This window comes from Streptomyces sp. NPDC006551 (assembly GCF_040611675.1).
Classification (GTDB): Bacteria; Actinomycetota; Actinomycetes; order Streptomycetales; family Streptomycetaceae; genus Streptomyces.
Genome location: NZ_JBEXOT010000009.1, coordinates 139,665 through 155,296 on the forward strand (window position 1 = coordinate 139,665; position 15,632 = coordinate 155,296).

The following is a 15,632-nucleotide window of genomic DNA, read 5'->3' on the forward strand; positions in this document are numbered from 1 at the left end:
TTGGCCGTGTCGGCACGCGGGCGGCCCGCCCCGGTACGAAGATGTGCCCCACGCCTTCCGACTGGCAGGAGCCCATCCCATGCTCGAACGCAAGCGCCGCAAGGGCGGCAAGCCGCACACCGAGGTCACCTTCGTCCTGCCGGCGGACACGCCGCCCGGGCCGGTCAGCGTCGTCGGTGACTTCAACGGCTGGAAGCCCGGCACGCACCTGCTCCAACCGCGTAAGGACGGCACCCGGGCCGTCACGGTCACCCTGCCGGGCGAGAGCACGCACGCCTTCCGGTACCTGGCCGCGGGCGACTACTGGTTCAACGACGAGGGGGCCGACGCGCTGGAAGGGCCCAACAGCCTCGTGCGTACCTGAGCCGCCGCGGACCCCTCCCCGAGCCCAGCCCGCCCTGCCGGCGCGCTGCCGCGAGTACCGTGGGAGGGGTTCCCGGGTCCTGTGAGGCGGATGGGGTGACTGTCGTGTCGACTTCGAGTCACGAAACATTCGGGGCACCGTGCTGGGTCAGTCTCATGGCCCCCGACCTCGGCGCCACCCAGGACTTCTACCGCGCCGTTCTGGGGTGGGAGTTCCGCGCCGCCCATCTCGGGGACGGGTTCTCCATCGGCTTCAGCGAGGGCGTCCCGGTCGCCGGCATCGGCGCGCTGGCGCCGACGCTCTCGATCCCCGTGGCCTGGACGCCCTACTTCGCCGTCGAGGACGCCGACGCCACGGCCGCGCGCATCCTCGAACGCAGCGGGACCGTGGCCGTCGGCCCCATCTCCTTCGGTACCGGCCGCGCGGCGCTCGCCGCCGACCGTGACGGGGCGACCTTCGGGATCTGGCAGGGCAGCGCCATCCCCGACTGGGGCATGGGGGACGAAGCCGCTCCGGCCTGGCTCGAGCTGCGTACCAGAGACGCCTTCGACGCCGCCATCTTCTACGGCGAGGTCCTCGAGTGGGCCTGTGACCAGCCCGGCTGCTGCGAGGTCACGTACGTGGAGGACGACAACCACATCCTGCTGCGCCACGGACGGCAGACGGTGGCCCGTCTGCACAGCGGAGCCCTGGCGGAAGCCCCCGACCCGCGCGTCCGTCCCCGCTGGCACGTCCACTTCCGGGTTCCCGACATCGAAACCGCTGTCAAGACGGCCCACGGACTCGGCGGCCGGACCCTCTCCGACAACCCGGTCGATCCCCTGACCCGCGGCATCACGCTGCGCGACCCCGACGGCGCGCTGTTCGGTCTCGCCACCGCCGCCGGGCCCGTCCCGGCCTGACCGGCCCGACCGGCCGGTCCGCGCACCGCTGCTCCCGACGTGCGAGGCGTGCACGGGGTGGGAAGACTGAGGGCATGGCGAACAAGGCAGCACTGGAGGGCGGTCCGGACGATCTGCGGGAGCGCGTCGTCCCCCTCACCGCCCCGGCAGAGGACCTCAAGATTCCGCACCGTGGCGGGTACGAGCACTTCAGGGCCACGGCACGACGTCAGGACAGCCCTGAGGGGCAGCTTCCGGTCTACGAGTGGTGGGAACGCACCGAGATCGCGGAGTGACGGATGAGCGCGGCGCAAGGGATCGGCCGCGTAAGAGGGTTCACCCGGCGGGACGGAGCGCCGCCGCTAGCGGCGGCATGCCGTGCCGAGGTCGGCCGCGAAATCGAGGACCTTCTCGACGCCCGTGAGCAGGAAGAGCCTGCGCAGATGGTGCGGCAGGGGGCCCGCCAGGACGAGGCGTTCCTGCTGGTAGTGAGCCGCGACCAGCAGATGCAGGAAGGTGGAGTCCCCGAAGCCGACTCGCGACAGGTCGAGGACCGTGCGGGCGTCGCCTGCGGCGCGGGACTCCGCGAGCGCCTGACGCAGGCAGCTCACGGTGTCGATGTCGAACTCCCCCGACGCTCTCAGTACGCAGACGCCGGGGACCACGCCGGGCGAGCGGATGACCCGAGCCCTGCCGCTGGGCTCGGTGTACGTCCGGCGGTCGGTCAGGGTGACGAGACGCCGGTCGGCGTTCTCAGGTGACGTGTGCGGTGTGCTCATGGCGGGCCTCGCCCGAAGTGGGGAGCCACTCGACGGCTACGCCTCGATTCTCCCACTCCGCGGCACCGTCGTCCCCTCGCCGCCTCTCCCCTCAGCGGGTCGTCGGCGTCAGCCGACCGGCTCCGTGGGGGCGTGTTCCGTCGTGGGGCGGCGGTTCCCGATCCCTCGGTAGACGACCGGGACGCGGTGCATCAGGACGGGAGGCAGGCAGTTCTTGGCGTCGACCACGACCCGGGGCTCCGCCATCCGCGCGGCGAGGTCGGCCCAGTCGGCTTCGACGACCTGGGGCCACTCGGTCAGCACGAGGACGGCGTTCGCACCGGCGACGGCCGCGCGCAGGGCGGTGTGCGGGACCGCCCGGGGTGACAGGTGCCGCAGTTCGTCCGGGGTGAGACCGGGGTCCCAGAGCCGGACATGGGCGCCGTGTTCCTGGAGCAGGGGCAGGAGGGTACGGCTGGGCGCTGCCCTGAGGTCGTCGCTCCAGGGCTCGTACCGGACGCCCAGGACCGCGACCTCCACACCGCTCAGATCCCCGCCGACGCTCTCCTCGAGCAGATGCAGGATGGCGCCGGGCTGCTGGAGGTTGGTCTGGACGGTGGCGTTCAGGAGGGGCGTCGGGATGCCGCGCTCCGCCGCCCAGCGAGAGAGCGCGATGGTGTCCTTGGGCAGGCAGGAGTCGCCGTAGCCGGTTCCGGGCTGGAGTAGCGCGTGCCCGATGCGCGGGTCGAGGCCGACGCCCTGGATGACATGGTCGATGTTGAGGTCGGGTCCGGCGCACAGCCGGGCCAGTTCGTTGGCGAAACTGATCTTGGTGGCGAGGAAGGCGTTGCTCGCGTACTTGATCATTTCGGCGCCGGCGGGCGTGGAGGTCACCCAGGGGCAGGTCACCGACCGGTACAGCTCGCGCAGCCGGTCGAGCGCGGCCGCGTGGTGTGCGCCGGCGACGATCCGCGCCGGGGACTGCCAGTCGTCGAGGGCGCTGCCCTGATTGAGGAACTCGGGGTTGCAGACGAACCGTTGCCGCAGCTCCGGGTACTCGGCGAGCAGCATGTCGCTGGTGCCCGGCGGAACGGTCGACTTGAGCACCACGAGCGGGGCCCCCGCCAGCTCGGCGGCCTCGCCGATCGCTGTCAGGACCTGGGAGAGGTTCGCCGTGCCGTCGGCGGCGGGCGGGGTCCCGACGCAGATCAGCACCGCGTCGAGCGGGTCGGCGACGACCGCGTCGGGGAGGTCCTCGACGAAGTCGAGCCGGCCGGTGCGCAGCACCGCCGTCATCTGCTCGACCAGGCCGGGCTCGACGACCGGCGGCTCACCGGAGCGCAGGCACGCGAGCCGCTCCCCGTCCTGTTCCACGCCGAAGACCCGATGCCCCTGCTGTGCCAAGGCGACGGCACCCGTCACTCCTACGTAGCCCTGACCCACCACCGCTGCCCGCATCGTCGCTCCTTCGGGGGTCGCCTACTTCTTCTCCTCCCACGAGAGCACGAACAGTGACGGGGCGACCTGTTTTGATGACCCTATGCGGTACGGGAGCGGTGCGAGCGGTCCCCGCATCAGTCCGCCTCGGGATGGCGACGCATCGGGCCCCAGGCGCCGTTCTGGCCGTTCACGACGGCCTCGGCCTCCTTGATGACGGCGTCGGCCACCCAGCCGATCGGTGCCACGTCACGCACCAGCGGCTCGTTGTCGGGCCCCCGACCCGCCTCGGTGCCGCGCAGCAGCCAGGGGCGGACGCCGGGGCCGCGTTCCCGGGGCAGGTGCGAGTAGTCGTGGAGGCGGCGCGCCACCCAGAGGCGGAGCGGTCTGTCCTCCCACCACGGCTCGGCGTCGAGCGGATTGGCGGAGAGCCCGGGGAGTTCGAGGCCTGTGAGCCCGTCGCGGCTGCTGTTCTCCACGAGGTCGACGGCGGGACCTCGGGACCACCTGATGTACAGCCCGCTGCGGGCGGAGAGGAATCCGGCGAGCTCGTCCAGCGATCCGATGACGGGCAGGTCGGGCGCGGCGGTCAGGTCGTCGGGGTCGTTCATGGACGGCGGCTACCCGTGCCCGCGCGGCGTACGCGCGGCGTCGGGAGGTCCGGCACCCGCTCCCCCGCCCGCGCCTGAGTTCGCGCGCGATACCCCGTTTCGGCCGGTTTCGAACGGGCAGCAGCGCCGCTGACAGACGTACCCGAAATCGACCGAGGGGGCGGCCCCGATGTCAACAGGGACGCTACTCGCCATCATCATCCCCGCCGTGGTGGTGATCGCCCTGATCGCCGTGGCGCTGGTGGCCGCACGGCGGCGCCGCCGTCTGCAGGACCGCTTCGGGCCGGAGTACGAACGGACCGTCGAGGACGCCGGCAGCCGAAGGGCCGCCGAGCGGGACCTCGCCGACCGGGAGAAGCGCCACGACTCGCTCGAACTGCGGCCCTTGTCGGGCAGCGAACGGGACAGGTACGCACGGGAGTGGAACGGCGTGCAGGAGGAGTTCGTCGACCGCCCGGAGGAAGCCGTGCACGACGCCGACCGGCTCGTGACCGCGCTCATGAAAGCCCGCGGGTATCCCACCGAGGACTTCGACCAGCAGGTGCGGGACCTCTCCGTCGAGCACGGCCGCACGCTGGAGCACTACCGGGCCGCCCACGAGATCAACACGCTCAGTACCCGTCGGCAGGCCACCACCGAGCAACTGCGCGGGGCGATGGTGCACTACCGGGCGCTGTTCGACGAGTTGCTCGCCGACGGCCACCGGTCCGACCCCGCCGGTGCCTGATCCGTCCGCGGAAGCGGACGGCGGCCGGCGGAGGACGGACAGCGGATGTACGAGGCGACGCCATCACGATGAGACGTCATGACGAGGAGACGTCATGCAGCACAACGACATGCCTGACCGGGCCGACGACAGCGGTCTGACCACCGAGGACATCGCCGGCTTCGGTGACCCGGAGGCGGGCGCCGGGCAGGAACCCGAAGCGCCTGTGTACCCGGGCGAGGCGGCACGAACCACCGACGAGACGACGGACGAGACACCGGGCGAGCCCCCTGGCGAGGCGCTTGCCGAGACGCCTGCCGAGACGCCTGCCGAGCCACCTGGTGAAACCGCCGGCGAGACCGCTGGGGAGACATCCGACGAAGACCTCCCGGAATTGCTGTCGTCGCAGGACGTGGACGCGTTCCGTTCCCGCTGGCAGCAGATCCAGAACCAGTTCGTGGACGACCCGCGCGAGGCCGTCCACTCGGCCGACGGCCTCGTCGCGGACGTCATGCGGACGCTGGCCGAGACCTTCGCCGACCACAAGAAGGGCCTGGAAGGGCAGTGGAACCAGGGCGAGCAGGTCGACACGGAGAACTTGCGGATGGCCCTGCGCCAGTACCGGTCGTTCTTCAACCGGCTCCTGACGAAATAGACGGAAGGACGGACGAAGGGGCCGGCCCCCGCCCGACGGGCGGGGGCCGGCCCCTTCGTGATCCCCACCGGCACCGTCAGGCGTGCCGGCGCGTGCGCCCACCGGTGAACAGCCGGTACAGGGCGAGCAGGATCATCGACCCCACGATCGCCGCGATCCAGGTGGACAGCTCGAAGAAGCCGTCGATCGACTCGACACCGAAGATCACCTTGCCCAGCCAGCCGCCGAGCAGCCCGCCGGCGATGCCGATCAGCATGGTGATGATGAGCCCGCCCGGGTCCCTGCCCGGCATGAGAGCCTTGGCGATCAAACCGGCCAGCAGTCCGATGACTATCCAGGCGATGATGCCCATGGTGGTCCTCCTTCTGGGCTTGGCGTCCTGCCTCGTTCTCCTTCCTCCATCGGATGCGCGCCACGGCCGGATCCAAACGCGCGAGACGCCCTCAAGGCACTCCTACACCCCGGCCGTGGTGATGCGTGCGCAGCTGGCGACCACCGCGGCGAGGCTGCCCTCGGCGCGCAGCAGCTCCCGCTGGACTCGCGCGCCGTTGCCCCGCGCCATCAGGTCGGCGATGCCCTGCCGGACCCGCTCGGCGTCGCCCAGGTCCTCCAAGGCCCGCTCCACATGGCGGTACAGCGCCTGGACGACGCTCTCGGCCGGCGCCTCCCGCATCGTCTCGGGGTGGATGAGGGGGCCGTCGAGACCCGAGCGGCCGGCCCGCCACGAGGCGAGCCGCAGCAGGCTCGTGCCGATCCTGGGCGGCGGTTCGCCTTCCCTCCAGGCGCGCGCCGACGTCTCGACCAGGCCTCGTATCAAGGCCGCCAGGAGGACGGGCGTGGACGCGTCCAGACAGACGTCCGCCACCCGCACCTCGACCGTGGGATAGGACGCGGACAGCCTCGCGTCGAAGTAGATCATCCCCTGGTCACGCAGCACCCCCGTGTCGATCATGGCCTTGACCTGCTCGTGGTAACGGTCCGCGGAGCCGAAGACGTCCACCGGACCGGCCGAGGGCCATCGGTTCCACACGCGGCTGCGATAGCTGCCGTAACCGCTGTCCTCGCCCTGCCAGTACGGCGAGTTCGCGCTCATCGCCAGGAGAACGGGAAGCCAGGGCCGCATCCGGTCCAGTACGGCGACGCCTTCCTCGTCGGACTCGACCGACACGTGCACATGGCAGCCGCAGGTCAGCTGTTCCTGCGCGGTCAGACCGAACTGCCGGCCCATCCACTGGTACCGCTCCCCCACGTTGAGCGAGGGGCTCACCGGCAGCGGCGATGTCGCCATGGCGGTGACGACCGCGCCGACGGTCGCCGCGTGCCGGGCCGACTCGCGCCGCCACCGGACGATCTCCTCCTGGAGTTCGTCCATCCTGGTCACCGGCTTGGTGGCGAACTCCAGCTGTTCCTTCTGCAGTTCCTTCTCGAAGTCGCGGTCGTCGTCCCGGCTCTCGCGGTCGGCCGCCCGCTCCGCCGCCGCCAGTACGGCGCCGGCGAGAGCGCGCGGCTCACCGCTGTCCGCGTCCACGATCAGAAGTTCCTCTTCGACACCTACGCTGCGCACGTCTCCACCCCTCGGTCGGACTCTTTGGTTGCTGCCTCTGTCCACGCACTCGGATCGGAAACGCCCAGGACCGCGAGGAGCTGGGACTCCTTCCTGAACGTGACGAGTTGACGCCATAGCGTGAGCATCCTCGTATGGTCGCGGCGCGGGGCGGGCAGAACCCGTTCGGACAGTTCGTACCGGCGGGCGGAGGAGTCACCGATGCTGCGGAAGATCATCGACCGGCTGAAACGGCTCCGGCGCGGACGGGGCCAGGTGACCCCCGATGGAGCGCCCCGCACCGCGGAGCCCGTCTTCACCGCGGACTTCGCCTCGACGGAGCAGTGGGTCGCCGGGCGGTCGTGGGCCTATCCGAACGGCGGGCCGACCAACCCGGGGGACAACAAGCTGGACCATCTCGTCGAGGACGCCGCTTACAGCCGCTCGGGGCGGTTCCGTGCGACCCGGCGCACCGACGGCAACTGGAGCACGGGCCTGCTCACGACGGAGGGCAGCGCGGAGGGCTTCATGGTCCGCGCCGGCGACATACTGGAGGCGCGGGTGCGGCTGCCCGAGGAGCTGGGCGCCTGGCCGGCGATCTGGACCTGGCTCGACGGGGACCAGGAGATCGACGTCTTCGAGTACCACCCGGACAACCCCGATCTGCTGGAGTTGTCGAACCGGGTGCGGGGAGGGCACCTCTACTACCGGGATCCCTCCATCCGGCCCGGCGCGTGGGTGGACCTGAGGGTCGAGTTCGGTGCCCGCTCGGTGGTGTGGCACGTGAACGGGCTGCGGGTGTTCGCCGACCGGCGCGGGGTGGGTCGCCGGTGGCGGGCGTATCTCATCGTGAACCTGTCCGTGTGCGCCGGGCGCCACCACCCGCCTCCCGACCCCGGCACATCGGAGATGTCCTTCGAGGTGTCGGACCTTCGCGTCCACCGGCCCTGAAGGCGGGCCCCGGGGATGAAAGTGCGCGCCGCGGGCATCAGGAGAGGATGCGAGAAGGTGAGGAGACTCCCCCGCGCGAGCTGCCGGCCCGCGGGCGTGCGGCCCGCCGCGGGCCGGTCGTCGCCGTCGCCCTCCTGGCGGGGGCGCTCCTGGTCGTCCTCCTCGGGCGAGTCAGCCTCGTGCCCGGTCTCGACGGGGTCCTCGGCCTGGAGACGAAGGACCGTTCGGGCCCGGCGCTGCTGAAATCCGTTCAGGACATGCACCGTTACGAGGGTGCCGCCGGGAACTTCCAGATCGTGGTCGACCTGGAGAAGGACGCGCGGCTTCTTCCTGACGCGATCCGGGGCACCCGTACGCTCTACGTCGCCAGTGGCACGGTCGGCGCCTATGTCGATCTCGGCGCCATCGGTCAGGACAGCGTCACGGTGGACGAGAAGCGCAGCTCGGCCACGCTGCGCCTGCCGCACGCGCGGCTCGCCGAGCCGTCGCTCGATCCCGAGAAGTCGTACGCGGTCTCCAAGCAGCGCGGGCTCCTGGACCGGCTGGGCGACCTGTTCTCCGACAACCCCGCCGACGAGCGGGCCGTGCACGCGCTCGCCGCCCAGCGCATCGGCGAGGCCGCGCGGGAGAGCGACCTGACCCTGCGGGCCGAGAAGAACACCACGGCCATGCTGGAGGGGATGCTGCGCGCTCTCGGTTTCGAGCGGGTGACGGTCACCTACGTCTGACGGGCGGCAGGACCGCCCGTCACGCGCCGCCCTCCCAGCGCGGGAGCAGCGCCTTTCACGGCACTCGCCCGATCACGTACTTCCCTGCGCGTCGTCAACCGCGGGCACCGGTTCCACCTTTCACCCGCCTTTTACCGGATCGGTGCGTGAATTCGCCGTCGGCGGTTACGAGGGAGAAGCACGGCGCCGCTCAGGCAGCGCGATCTCCCCGAGGGAAGTGGTGACGATGTCCGAACCGAACCGACCCGAGACCGCGGAGCGGCAGCTGACGCCTCCGGTGCGGTCGTGGCACACGACGGCCCGTCAGGTGCAGGAAGGCGTCGACCTTTCCATCGCCGCCGCGTTCGACTACGACCCCGACGATCCCTGGGCGGTACGCGTCAGCTTCCGGCTTCCGCTCGGCCGGGTCGTCGTCTGGACCTTCTCCCGGGACCTGCTGCGCTCGGGCACCCGTGTCCTGAGCGGCGAGGGCGACGTGCGGCTGTGGCCGCTGCGCTGCGGCGGCAGGGAGGGGCGCGTGCGCATGCGGCTGGGCGCGGCCGGGGCTTTCGCGCTGGTCGACGTCGACCGTGCGGGCCTGCGGGACTGGCTGGGCGAGACGTACGCCGCCGTGCCGGAGGGGAGCGAGGGCGGGCGGATCGACTGGGAGGCCGAGACCCCGCACTTCTTCGCGCAACGGTGAGGATCCGCCGTAGGGGTGACGGAGTTTCAAGTACCGCACACGGGTGAGCCGAGAAGGAGAGACACGAACACACGCACACGAACAGGAGGAACCGATGGAGAGCTGGCGCGCATCCGCGGCCTGCCAGAATGTCGACCCCGACCTTTTCTTCCCGGTCGGGACCGGCGCACCCGCCCTGATCCAGGCCGAGGAGGCCAAGGAGATCTGCCGGCGATGCCCCGTGCGCGAGGCGTGCCTGCGCTGGGCCATGGACGACTCCCGCCAGGTGACCGGGGTGTGGGGCGGTCTGCGGGAGGACGAACGACGGTCGCTGAAGCGGCGGTTGCGCCGCCGGGCCTCGGAGACGAAGTGAGCCCGGCGGGCGCGCCGCCGGGCCGAAGAGACACGCCGGGCCGAAGAGACACGCCGGGCCGAAGAGACGGACGGAGCCCCGGACCGAGGCTCGGCGCGGGTCGGCGCGGCATGGCCGGGGCACAGGTCGGGGTGGAGCGGGTCGGGGCGCGGGTCAACCGAGAGGGAGACGCGCCCTGACCCGCTTGCCGTAGGGCGCCACGGCCTCGGTCTCGACGCCGGCGCAGAGCGCCAGGACGATCTCCATGCCGTGCTGCCCGAGCCGGTCCGGGTCCCGCGGGCGGGCCACCGGGGTCACGGGGCGTGTGTCGAGCACGCAGATCTCCAGCATCCCCGCGTGCAGCGAGAGTTCCAGTCGGCAGGGGCCGGGGGCGTACTTCACGACGTTGGTCACGAGTTCGCTGACGACAAGGCGGGCGTCGTCGACGTCCTGCGCCGGGTACGGCCCTCCGGGTGTCTCCGCCCCCTCGAGGAACGCCGCGGTGAAGTCCCGGGCCTCCGCGATGGCCCCCTGGGCCCTGTCGAACTCCACGACGGCGTGCAGGGCATCGCCCTCGCACAGGGTCACACTCACCTCGGTCATGTCGTTCCCCGTTCGCCTTCCTCACCCTGTCCCTGGCCCTTGTCGCTGCCCCGATGCCCTTGTCGTTCTCCCGTCGGACGTGGTCTCCGGCCGCCCAGCACGGAACGGCCTCACCAGAAGGGGGTTGGTGAGGCCGTTCCGTTGGAGAGAAGGGAGCCCGCCCCTTGGCGTGACGCGGTCCGCGTCACGCCTGGTCGAGCATTCCCTTCCGCAGGCGTTCCAGATTGCGGGAGAGCAGCCGGGAGACATGCATCTGGGAGATCCCGAGCTCCTTGCCGATCTCCGACTGCGTCAGCTCCTCGACGAATCGCAGATGCAGGATCCGGCGGTCGCGGTCGTCGAGCTCGACCAGCAGGGGCGCGAGGGTATGGAAGTTCTCGAAGAGCTCGAGCGCCGGATCCTCCACTCCGATGAAGTCGGCGAGCGCCGCGTCACCGTCCTCGCCGTCCGGGCCGACCGCGGCGTCGAGCGACGTGGAGTTGTACCCGTTGGAGGCGATGCGTGCCTCGATCACCTCGTCCTCGGAGAGGTTCATCAGGGCCGCCAGCTCCGCCACGCTCGGCGCGCGGCCGAGGCGGGAGCTCAGCTCCTCCGTGGCCTTGGCCAGCTCGACCCGGGCTTCCTGCAGCCGACGCGGTACGTGGACCGCCCACGACGTGTCGCGGAAGAAACGCTTGATCTCGCCGACGATGTACGGAACGGCGAAGCTGGTGAACTCGACCTCACGGGAGAGATCGAAGCGGTCGATGGCCTTGATCAGGCCGATGATGCCGACCTGGACGATGTCCTCCATCTCGTCGCCGCGGGCCCGGAACCGGCCGGCCGCGTAGCGCACGAGGGACATGTTCATCTCGATCAGCGTGTTGCGCGCGTACTGGTACTCGTGGGTCCCCTCCTCCAGTACCGCCAGCTTGTCGAAGAACACCTTCGACAGCTCACGTGCGTCCTTCGGGGCGACCTTGCAGGGAGCTTCGAGTACGGGAAGGTCCCCCACACCCGTCTCGACACCGGCCCTCGTCTCCGTCGTCACCTCAGTCGGCACTCTGATGACCTCCCTCGTCCATCGGCTGCTCGTCTCCCCCCGTGAGAGCCTCGCCTACCCCCGCTTCCGCGAGGCATGCCAGGGAATTCTCATCGGGAAGAAAAAATTTTCGGCCACGCCAGTCCACCACGCCGGAGCTGATCACGCGAGGGAGAGGCGGGCCCGGACACGCTTGCCCGACGGCTGCGGCTCCACGCTCACGCTCTCGCAGACCGCCACGACGATCTCGACACCGTGCTGGCCGATGCGACGGGGGTCGTGCGCCCGAGGTACCGGGGAGGCGTCGAGGTGGTCGAACACCGAGATCTCCAGAGCGCCGTCGAACAGCTCCAGGAGGACACGGCAGGGGCCGGGCGCATGCCGCACCGCGTTGGTCACCAGCTCACTCACCACGAGACGCGCGAGATCGACGCGCTCCCGGCTCACCGGCCCGCCTCCCGCGGCCGGTGCGGCGGCGAGGAAGTCGGCGGTGAAGTCACGGGCCGACGCGATCATGCCGTCGCCGGCGTCGGACCCCTCGTAGGCCACGCTCGCGCACAGCGACGGTCGGCGCACCGCGCTTCTCCTGGCGATCGCCTCGGCCATCGCCCCTCCTCCCTCACGTGGCTGCTCGTTCCTCGCCTCATCCGGCGCATTTTCCCATGCGCGCCCGTTCCATTCCGTTCACATCCGAGAAATGTGGACGCGGACGGGCCTGGCGCGGTTGCGGGCCGTGCCAGTCCAGGCACAGGACGAGGACGTCGTCCGGCGCCCCTCGGCCGGACTCCCGCAGCGCCCGGACGACGGAGCGGGGGATGTCCGCGCAGGCCATGTGTCTCGTGGACTCGATCGCCCGGACGACCGGCCGGTCCAGCGCTCCCTCGTCTCCACCCCCGGCGGGCTCGACGGGGTCGCACGCGACGAAGACGAGCCGGTCGCCGGGCAGGACGCCCAGGCGCTGGGCCGCGTAGACGGTGTCCTCGAACATGCCCAGGGGGAGCTGGCGCTCCAGTTCGAGCCGCTCGGTGACGGCGCCGCGGATGCGCCAGACCGTCGGCGAGCCGGCGTCGACGACCTGCACCTCGCCGGTGGCGCGCGTGAAGCTCATCAGCAGGGCGGAGAGACATCTCTCTCCTCCGTGCTGTCCGTAGAGCGCCTGGTCGGTCAGGCTCGCCTGGCCGACGACGTCGAGTCCGGCACGGCGGGCGTTGCGGATCGCGTTCAGGGCGAGGTTGCTCACCAGGACGGCCTCGGTGCCGGGACCGGTGCCGTTGGCGACGACCAGCGTGAGCTCCTCCCCCGTCACGGACCAGTCGAGGACGTGTCCGCCGGAGGAGTAGGCCGGCTCCCAGTACGCGTGCAGGTCGAACTCCTCGCCCACACAGCCCCGCCCGGGCATCAGGTCCCACTGCATCTCACCGGGGACGTCGAGGGCGCGCGCCCTGCGCGTCCGCCGGTAGACGTCGGTGTGCCGGTCGGCGACGCGCAGGGCGTGTCCGAGCATCTCGGCGATGGCCGCGAGGTCCTCGGTCGTCTCCGGCGTGGCCCGCTCCGAGGGCAGGGCGACCACAAGAACCCCACATCGATCGCCGCGAACCGTCACAGGAAGGAACGCGGTCGCCGTGGGTCCGTCTCCACCGAAAAGATATGGTTGCTGTGTGGAGAAGGCGTGCCCCGCGGGCCCCGAGTCCACGGTCATGGGCTGCGACCCGCCCGGAGCCTGCACGGGCTCGACGGGGCGGAGTTCCGTGAGGCCGTAGTCGACGAGCAGGAGGTCGGCGGAGAACGCGGCGAACTGCTGTGCCAGATCGATACGGAGGGAGTCCAGGAGGCGGTGTGCCGGCGCCGCGCGCAGAGCGCGTTCCACTGTCACGCGTCGATCCACCGAATCCGTACCGCCTTCTGGAGAGATGTAGATGACCGGCGCGTCGCGAGACCGACGCCCTCGGCCCCGGACGCCTGAGGAGTGTCAGTAGCCATGGACACGAACCCCGCCCCGTCTCAGCGGGAGCCGCAGGAGACGACGGAGGCAGCGCGGGAGCTCATCGAGCTCCTGGAGGTGTTGTGGGAACGCGGCCGGGACATGGTGTCGTCGACGCCCGTGTCGGCGTCTCAGCTCCGTGTGCTCTACAGCCTCGACCGCGAGGAGGGCATCAACCTCCGCGCCCTGGGCGAGCTGCTCGGCTCCGCGCCGCCTTCGGTGAGCCGGATGTGCGACCGGCTGGAGGCGCTGGGATTCGTGCAGCGGCTGCCCAGCCCCGTCAGCCGCCGCCAGCTCGAACTGCACCTGACCGTCCGGGGCAAGGCGTACCTGCGGGACCTCCGGGTCCAGCGGGAGGAGTCCCTGCTGGCCGTCATCACCGCCATGACGCCGACGACCCGCAAGGCGCTGCTGCGCGGACTGACCGGGTTCCAGGAGGCGTTGGACAAGGAGAATCCCTCTCCGCGCCGCAGCACGCCGCTCGGGAACGCCCGGTCCGCCTGACCACCGTCCGCCGTGATCGTCGTCCGGTCACGCGCCCCATGTCCCACTTGTCACCCTCTGGTCGCCTACGACGTGTTCACTCCCGGGCACGAGCCAGGTGTTGCACCAAGGATACATTTGCCGGACGACAACTGTTGACACATGGTCATGTGATGCGGGGCGCGCCCCGGGGAAATCCGGCCCCGGCTACGGTCGGCGGGCGTCCGGCCCGTCAGGCGTCGGCGGGCTCCGGCGGTGCGCTCTCCCGACCACCGCCGCCCCGAGCGTCGTCCTGGCGGCCCCGCCAGTCGAGACAGACCACCAGCGCGTCGTCCTCCAAGGGGGTGTCCCCGTGGTACGCCGCGAGCTCGCGCAGGACGGCGCCCGGGACCTGGGTGGGAGGCAGCAGCCTCGTCGAGGTGAGCGCCCGGGCGAGGGCCCGTTCGCCATAGCTCTCCCCGTCCGGGGACGCCGCGTCGTACACCCCGTCGCTCCCGAACAGCAGCCGGTCACCGGGGCGCACCGTGAAGCGCTCGGCGGTGTAGACCGTGTCCTCGAACATCCCGAGGGGCAGCTGGGACTCGAACGAGACCCTCTCGACCGTGCGGTCCCGCAGGCGCCACAGCCGGGGCGAACCGGCGTCCACGGCCTCCACCTCTCCGCTGGTGAGGTCGAAGCGCAGCAGGAGGACGGAGACGTAGGAGCGGCCGCGGTACTGCGCGTACACGGCCTGATCCGCGAGCGCCGCCTGGTCCGCGAGGCCGAGGCCGGCGCGGCGGGCGTTGCGCAGGGCGTTGATGGCGAGATTGGTCAGCAGGGCGGCCTCGATGCCCTCCCCCATCCCGTTGGTGACCGTCAGCGTCAGGTGGTCGGCCGACGCGGACCAGTCGTAATTGTCCCCGAAGATGGCGTAGGCGGGCTCCAGATGCGCCCCCAGCGCGAACTCGGGCCGGGCGCAGGACCGGCCCGGCAGCAGCTGCCACTGCATCTCGGCCGCCAGCGTCAGCCGGGCGGCCCGGCGCGCCAGGACGTACAGGTCGGTGTCGCGCTCCGCGACCAGGATCTCGTGGCCGAGGGCCTCGCAGATGTGCTGGAGCTCCGGCAGCTGCGGAACGATGTCGTGGTCCTTCGCCACCGTCACCGTCAGGACGCCCATCCGGTCTCCTCTGATGGTGACCGGCAGGTGCGCCTGGACGGAGTCGGCCGTGCGCGTCACGTACGGCTCCTGGGCGCCGAAGGCACGACCCTGCGGGCTGCTGTGGATCGGCAGCGGCTGCACCGCGTGGGGGTTGCTCCCCACCAGCTGGAGCGAGCGCAGGCCGTAGTCGGCCAGCCGGAGTTCCACGTCCAGGGCGCCGTAGTACCTCCGCAGAGCCTCCTCCACGACACTCATCAGCATGTGCGGAGCGGCCCGGCGCAGCGCCTGCTCGACAATGGCGATCTCGTCCACGTGCTTCCGCTTCTTTTCTGTTCTGTCCCGTCCGGGGCTATCTGGTGTGGCCGGCGGCGACGAGCGCCTGGGCCACATCGGCGTGCAGCGGCGTCGTCATCGTGAGGCCCGTGATCTCCAGGATGCGCCGAACGGCCGGGGTCGGCGCCACGAGATGGAGGTCGCCCCCGGCCTCGCGCGCGTCGCGCGCCGCCCGGATGAGGACGTTCAGGCCGGACGAGTCCATGAAGGCCAGACGGGACAGGTCCAGGACGAGGTGGCGGCGGCCGTGCACGAACTGGTTGGCCAGGTGGTGGTGGAGCAGCGTGGCCGTGTCGATGTCGAGCTCGCCGCCCACGGACAGTACCGCCGTGTCGGTGTCGCGGATCTCCACCTCGACGTCCAGGTTCGCTTCTCGCTCGGTCATGGTCCTGCTTTCGTGATGAGGGGTCGGTCCTTCTTGGGGAG

At 71.1% G+C, this 15,632-nt stretch carries 21 protein-coding genes; 10 read left to right on the forward strand and 11 right to left on the reverse strand.

What is annotated here, in order from left to right:
- Positions 1-79 precede the first annotated feature (79 nt).
- From ABZY12_RS12650 to ABZY12_RS12660, 3 genes are all read left to right on the forward strand, one after another.
- Positions 80-364: an isoamylase early set domain-containing protein gene (locus ABZY12_RS12650; protein WP_356889302.1), complete on the forward strand. Its 285-nt coding sequence runs from the start codon at positions 80-82 to the stop codon at positions 362-364.
- A 155-nt stretch (positions 365-519) separates the two neighbouring features.
- Complete coding sequence (locus tag ABZY12_RS12655) at positions 520-1,266, forward strand: VOC family protein (RefSeq protein ID WP_356889303.1); 747 nt, start codon at positions 520-522, stop codon at positions 1,264-1,266.
- Between the two features lie 74 nt (positions 1,267-1,340).
- Positions 1,341-1,541: a DUF5988 family protein gene (locus ABZY12_RS12660; protein ID WP_356889304.1), complete on the forward strand. Its 201-nt coding sequence runs from the start codon at positions 1,341-1,343 to the stop codon at positions 1,539-1,541.
- A 66-nt stretch (positions 1,542-1,607) separates the two neighbouring features.
- Here ABZY12_RS12660 and ABZY12_RS12665 read toward each other — a convergent pair whose 3' ends face one another.
- The 3 genes from ABZY12_RS12665 to ABZY12_RS12675 form a co-directional block, all read right to left on the reverse strand.
- Positions 1,608-2,024 carry an STAS domain-containing protein gene (locus ABZY12_RS12665; RefSeq protein WP_356889305.1) on the reverse strand — a complete coding sequence of 139 codons (417 nt, stop codon included), beginning with the start codon at positions 2,022-2,024 and terminating at the stop codon, positions 1,608-1,610.
- A gap of 108 nt (positions 2,025-2,132) precedes the next feature.
- On the reverse strand, positions 2,133-3,461 hold the full coding sequence (locus tag ABZY12_RS12670; RefSeq protein ID WP_356889306.1) for a nucleotide sugar dehydrogenase: 1,329 nt from the start codon (positions 3,459-3,461) through the stop codon (positions 2,133-2,135).
- Positions 3,462-3,577: 116 nt separating this feature from the next.
- Positions 3,578-4,051 carry a DUF6098 family protein gene (locus ABZY12_RS12675; RefSeq protein WP_356889307.1) on the reverse strand — a complete coding sequence of 158 codons (474 nt, stop codon included), beginning with the start codon at positions 4,049-4,051 and terminating at the stop codon, positions 3,578-3,580.
- Positions 4,052-4,220: 169 nt separating this feature from the next.
- Between ABZY12_RS12675 and ABZY12_RS12680 the strand changes: the two genes are divergently transcribed.
- A complete protein-coding gene (locus ABZY12_RS12680) occupies positions 4,221-4,778 on the forward strand; it encodes a hypothetical protein (protein WP_356889308.1) in 558 nt (185 codons plus the stop codon).
- Between the two features lie 94 nt (positions 4,779-4,872).
- Complete coding sequence (locus ABZY12_RS12685; protein WP_356889309.1) at positions 4,873-5,412, forward strand: hypothetical protein; 540 nt, start codon at positions 4,873-4,875, stop codon at positions 5,410-5,412.
- A 76-nt stretch (positions 5,413-5,488) separates the two neighbouring features.
- Here the strand turns inward: ABZY12_RS12685 and ABZY12_RS12690 are convergent, their stop codons facing one another.
- Positions 5,489-5,764 carry a GlsB/YeaQ/YmgE family stress response membrane protein gene (locus tag ABZY12_RS12690; RefSeq protein WP_356889310.1) on the reverse strand — a complete coding sequence of 92 codons (276 nt, stop codon included), beginning with the start codon at positions 5,762-5,764 and terminating at the stop codon, positions 5,489-5,491.
- Positions 5,765-5,866: 102 nt separating this feature from the next.
- Positions 5,867-6,976: a glutamate--cysteine ligase gene (locus ABZY12_RS12695; protein WP_356889311.1), complete on the reverse strand. Its 1,110-nt coding sequence runs from the start codon at positions 6,974-6,976 to the stop codon at positions 5,867-5,869.
- Positions 6,977-7,177: 201 nt separating this feature from the next.
- Here ABZY12_RS12695 and ABZY12_RS12700 point away from each other — a divergent pair, with 201 nt between their 5' ends.
- The 4 genes from ABZY12_RS12700 to ABZY12_RS12715 all read left to right on the forward strand — a co-directional run bounded on the left by ABZY12_RS12700 (position 7,178) and on the right by ABZY12_RS12715 (position 9,668).
- On the forward strand, positions 7,178-7,906 hold the full coding sequence (locus ABZY12_RS12700) for a beta-glucanase (RefSeq protein WP_356889312.1): 729 nt from the start codon (positions 7,178-7,180) through the stop codon (positions 7,904-7,906).
- A gap of 47 nt (positions 7,907-7,953) precedes the next feature.
- Positions 7,954-8,634 (forward strand): DUF4230 domain-containing protein, encoded by a 681-nt coding sequence (locus ABZY12_RS12705; RefSeq protein WP_356889313.1) that lies wholly within the window; start codon positions 7,954-7,956, stop codon positions 8,632-8,634.
- Positions 8,635-8,860: 226 nt separating this feature from the next.
- A complete protein-coding gene (locus tag ABZY12_RS12710) occupies positions 8,861-9,316 on the forward strand; it encodes an SsgA family sporulation/cell division regulator (protein WP_356889314.1) in 456 nt (151 codons plus the stop codon).
- 94 nt (positions 9,317-9,410) lie between these two features.
- The gene (locus ABZY12_RS12715; protein WP_356889315.1) at positions 9,411-9,668 is read left to right on the forward strand and encodes a WhiB family transcriptional regulator; all 258 of its coding nucleotides are present in this window, start codon (positions 9,411-9,413) and stop codon (positions 9,666-9,668) included.
- 153 nt (positions 9,669-9,821) lie between these two features.
- Here ABZY12_RS12715 and ABZY12_RS12720 read toward each other — a convergent pair whose 3' ends face one another.
- From ABZY12_RS12720 to ABZY12_RS12735, 4 genes are all read right to left on the reverse strand, one after another.
- Complete coding sequence (locus tag ABZY12_RS12720; protein ID WP_356889316.1) at positions 9,822-10,250, reverse strand: ATP-binding protein; 429 nt, start codon at positions 10,248-10,250, stop codon at positions 9,822-9,824.
- Positions 10,251-10,434: 184 nt separating this feature from the next.
- Positions 10,435-11,244: an RNA polymerase sigma factor SigF gene (locus tag ABZY12_RS12725; protein ID WP_356889343.1), complete on the reverse strand. Its 810-nt coding sequence runs from the start codon at positions 11,242-11,244 to the stop codon at positions 10,435-10,437.
- Positions 11,245-11,433: 189 nt separating this feature from the next.
- Positions 11,434-11,877 carry an ATP-binding protein gene (locus ABZY12_RS12730; protein ID WP_356889317.1) on the reverse strand — a complete coding sequence of 148 codons (444 nt, stop codon included), beginning with the start codon at positions 11,875-11,877 and terminating at the stop codon, positions 11,434-11,436.
- A 37-nt stretch (positions 11,878-11,914) separates the two neighbouring features.
- Positions 11,915-13,144: a GAF domain-containing SpoIIE family protein phosphatase gene (locus ABZY12_RS12735; protein ID WP_356889318.1), complete on the reverse strand. Its 1,230-nt coding sequence runs from the start codon at positions 13,142-13,144 to the stop codon at positions 11,915-11,917.
- Between the two features lie 105 nt (positions 13,145-13,249).
- Between ABZY12_RS12735 and ABZY12_RS12740 the strand changes: the two genes are divergently transcribed.
- On the forward strand, positions 13,250-13,756 hold the full coding sequence (locus ABZY12_RS12740; RefSeq protein WP_356889319.1) for a MarR family transcriptional regulator: 507 nt from the start codon (positions 13,250-13,252) through the stop codon (positions 13,754-13,756).
- Between the two features lie 211 nt (positions 13,757-13,967).
- Here the strand turns inward: ABZY12_RS12740 and ABZY12_RS12745 are convergent, their stop codons facing one another.
- Positions 13,968-15,185: a PP2C family protein-serine/threonine phosphatase gene (locus ABZY12_RS12745; RefSeq protein WP_356889320.1), complete on the reverse strand. Its 1,218-nt coding sequence runs from the start codon at positions 15,183-15,185 to the stop codon at positions 13,968-13,970.
- Between the two features lie 37 nt (positions 15,186-15,222).
- Positions 15,223-15,591: an STAS domain-containing protein gene (locus ABZY12_RS12750; RefSeq protein WP_356889321.1), complete on the reverse strand. Its 369-nt coding sequence runs from the start codon at positions 15,589-15,591 to the stop codon at positions 15,223-15,225.
- Positions 15,592-15,632: the final 41 nt, after the last annotated feature.

What these genes read in the sequence shown, in the direction of transcription:
- ABZY12_RS12710 (WP_356889314.1), top strand. Translation starts at nt 8,861, where the DNA reads ATGTCCGAACCGAACCGACCCGAGACCGCGGAGCGGCAGCTGACGCCT.
- ABZY12_RS12680 (WP_356889308.1), top strand. Translation starts at nt 4,221, where the DNA reads ATGTCAACAGGGACGCTACTCGCCATCATCATCCCCGCCGTGGTGGTG.
- ABZY12_RS12660 (WP_356889304.1), top strand. Translation starts at nt 1,341, where the DNA reads ATGGCGAACAAGGCAGCACTGGAGGGCGGTCCGGACGATCTGCGGGAG.
- ABZY12_RS12700 (WP_356889312.1), top strand. Translation starts at nt 7,178, where the DNA reads ATGCTGCGGAAGATCATCGACCGGCTGAAACGGCTCCGGCGCGGACGG.
- ABZY12_RS12720 (WP_356889316.1), bottom strand. Translation starts at nt 10,250, where the DNA reads ATGACCGAGGTGAGTGTGACCCTGTGCGAGGGCGATGCCCTGCACGCC.
- ABZY12_RS12685 (WP_356889309.1), top strand. Translation starts at nt 4,873, where the DNA reads ATGCAGCACAACGACATGCCTGACCGGGCCGACGACAGCGGTCTGACC.
- ABZY12_RS12705 (WP_356889313.1), top strand. Translation starts at nt 7,954, where the DNA reads ATGCGAGAAGGTGAGGAGACTCCCCCGCGCGAGCTGCCGGCCCGCGGG.
- ABZY12_RS12650 (WP_356889302.1), top strand. Translation starts at nt 80, where the DNA reads ATGCTCGAACGCAAGCGCCGCAAGGGCGGCAAGCCGCACACCGAGGTC.
- ABZY12_RS12750 (WP_356889321.1), bottom strand. Translation starts at nt 15,591, where the DNA reads ATGACCGAGCGAGAAGCGAACCTGGACGTCGAGGTGGAGATCCGCGAC.
- ABZY12_RS12655 (WP_356889303.1), top strand. Translation starts at nt 520, where the DNA reads ATGGCCCCCGACCTCGGCGCCACCCAGGACTTCTACCGCGCCGTTCTG.
- ABZY12_RS12715 (WP_356889315.1), top strand. Translation starts at nt 9,411, where the DNA reads ATGGAGAGCTGGCGCGCATCCGCGGCCTGCCAGAATGTCGACCCCGAC.
- ABZY12_RS12740 (WP_356889319.1), top strand. Translation starts at nt 13,250, where the DNA reads ATGGACACGAACCCCGCCCCGTCTCAGCGGGAGCCGCAGGAGACGACG.
- ABZY12_RS12665 (WP_356889305.1), bottom strand. Translation starts at nt 2,024, where the DNA reads ATGAGCACACCGCACACGTCACCTGAGAACGCCGACCGGCGTCTCGTC.
- ABZY12_RS12675 (WP_356889307.1), bottom strand. Translation starts at nt 4,051, where the DNA reads ATGAACGACCCCGACGACCTGACCGCCGCGCCCGACCTGCCCGTCATC.
- ABZY12_RS12670 (WP_356889306.1), bottom strand. Translation starts at nt 3,461, where the DNA reads ATGCGGGCAGCGGTGGTGGGTCAGGGCTACGTAGGAGTGACGGGTGCC.
- ABZY12_RS12690 (WP_356889310.1), bottom strand. Translation starts at nt 5,764, where the DNA reads ATGGGCATCATCGCCTGGATAGTCATCGGACTGCTGGCCGGTTTGATC.
- ABZY12_RS12730 (WP_356889317.1), bottom strand. Translation starts at nt 11,877, where the DNA reads ATGGCCGAGGCGATCGCCAGGAGAAGCGCGGTGCGCCGACCGTCGCTG.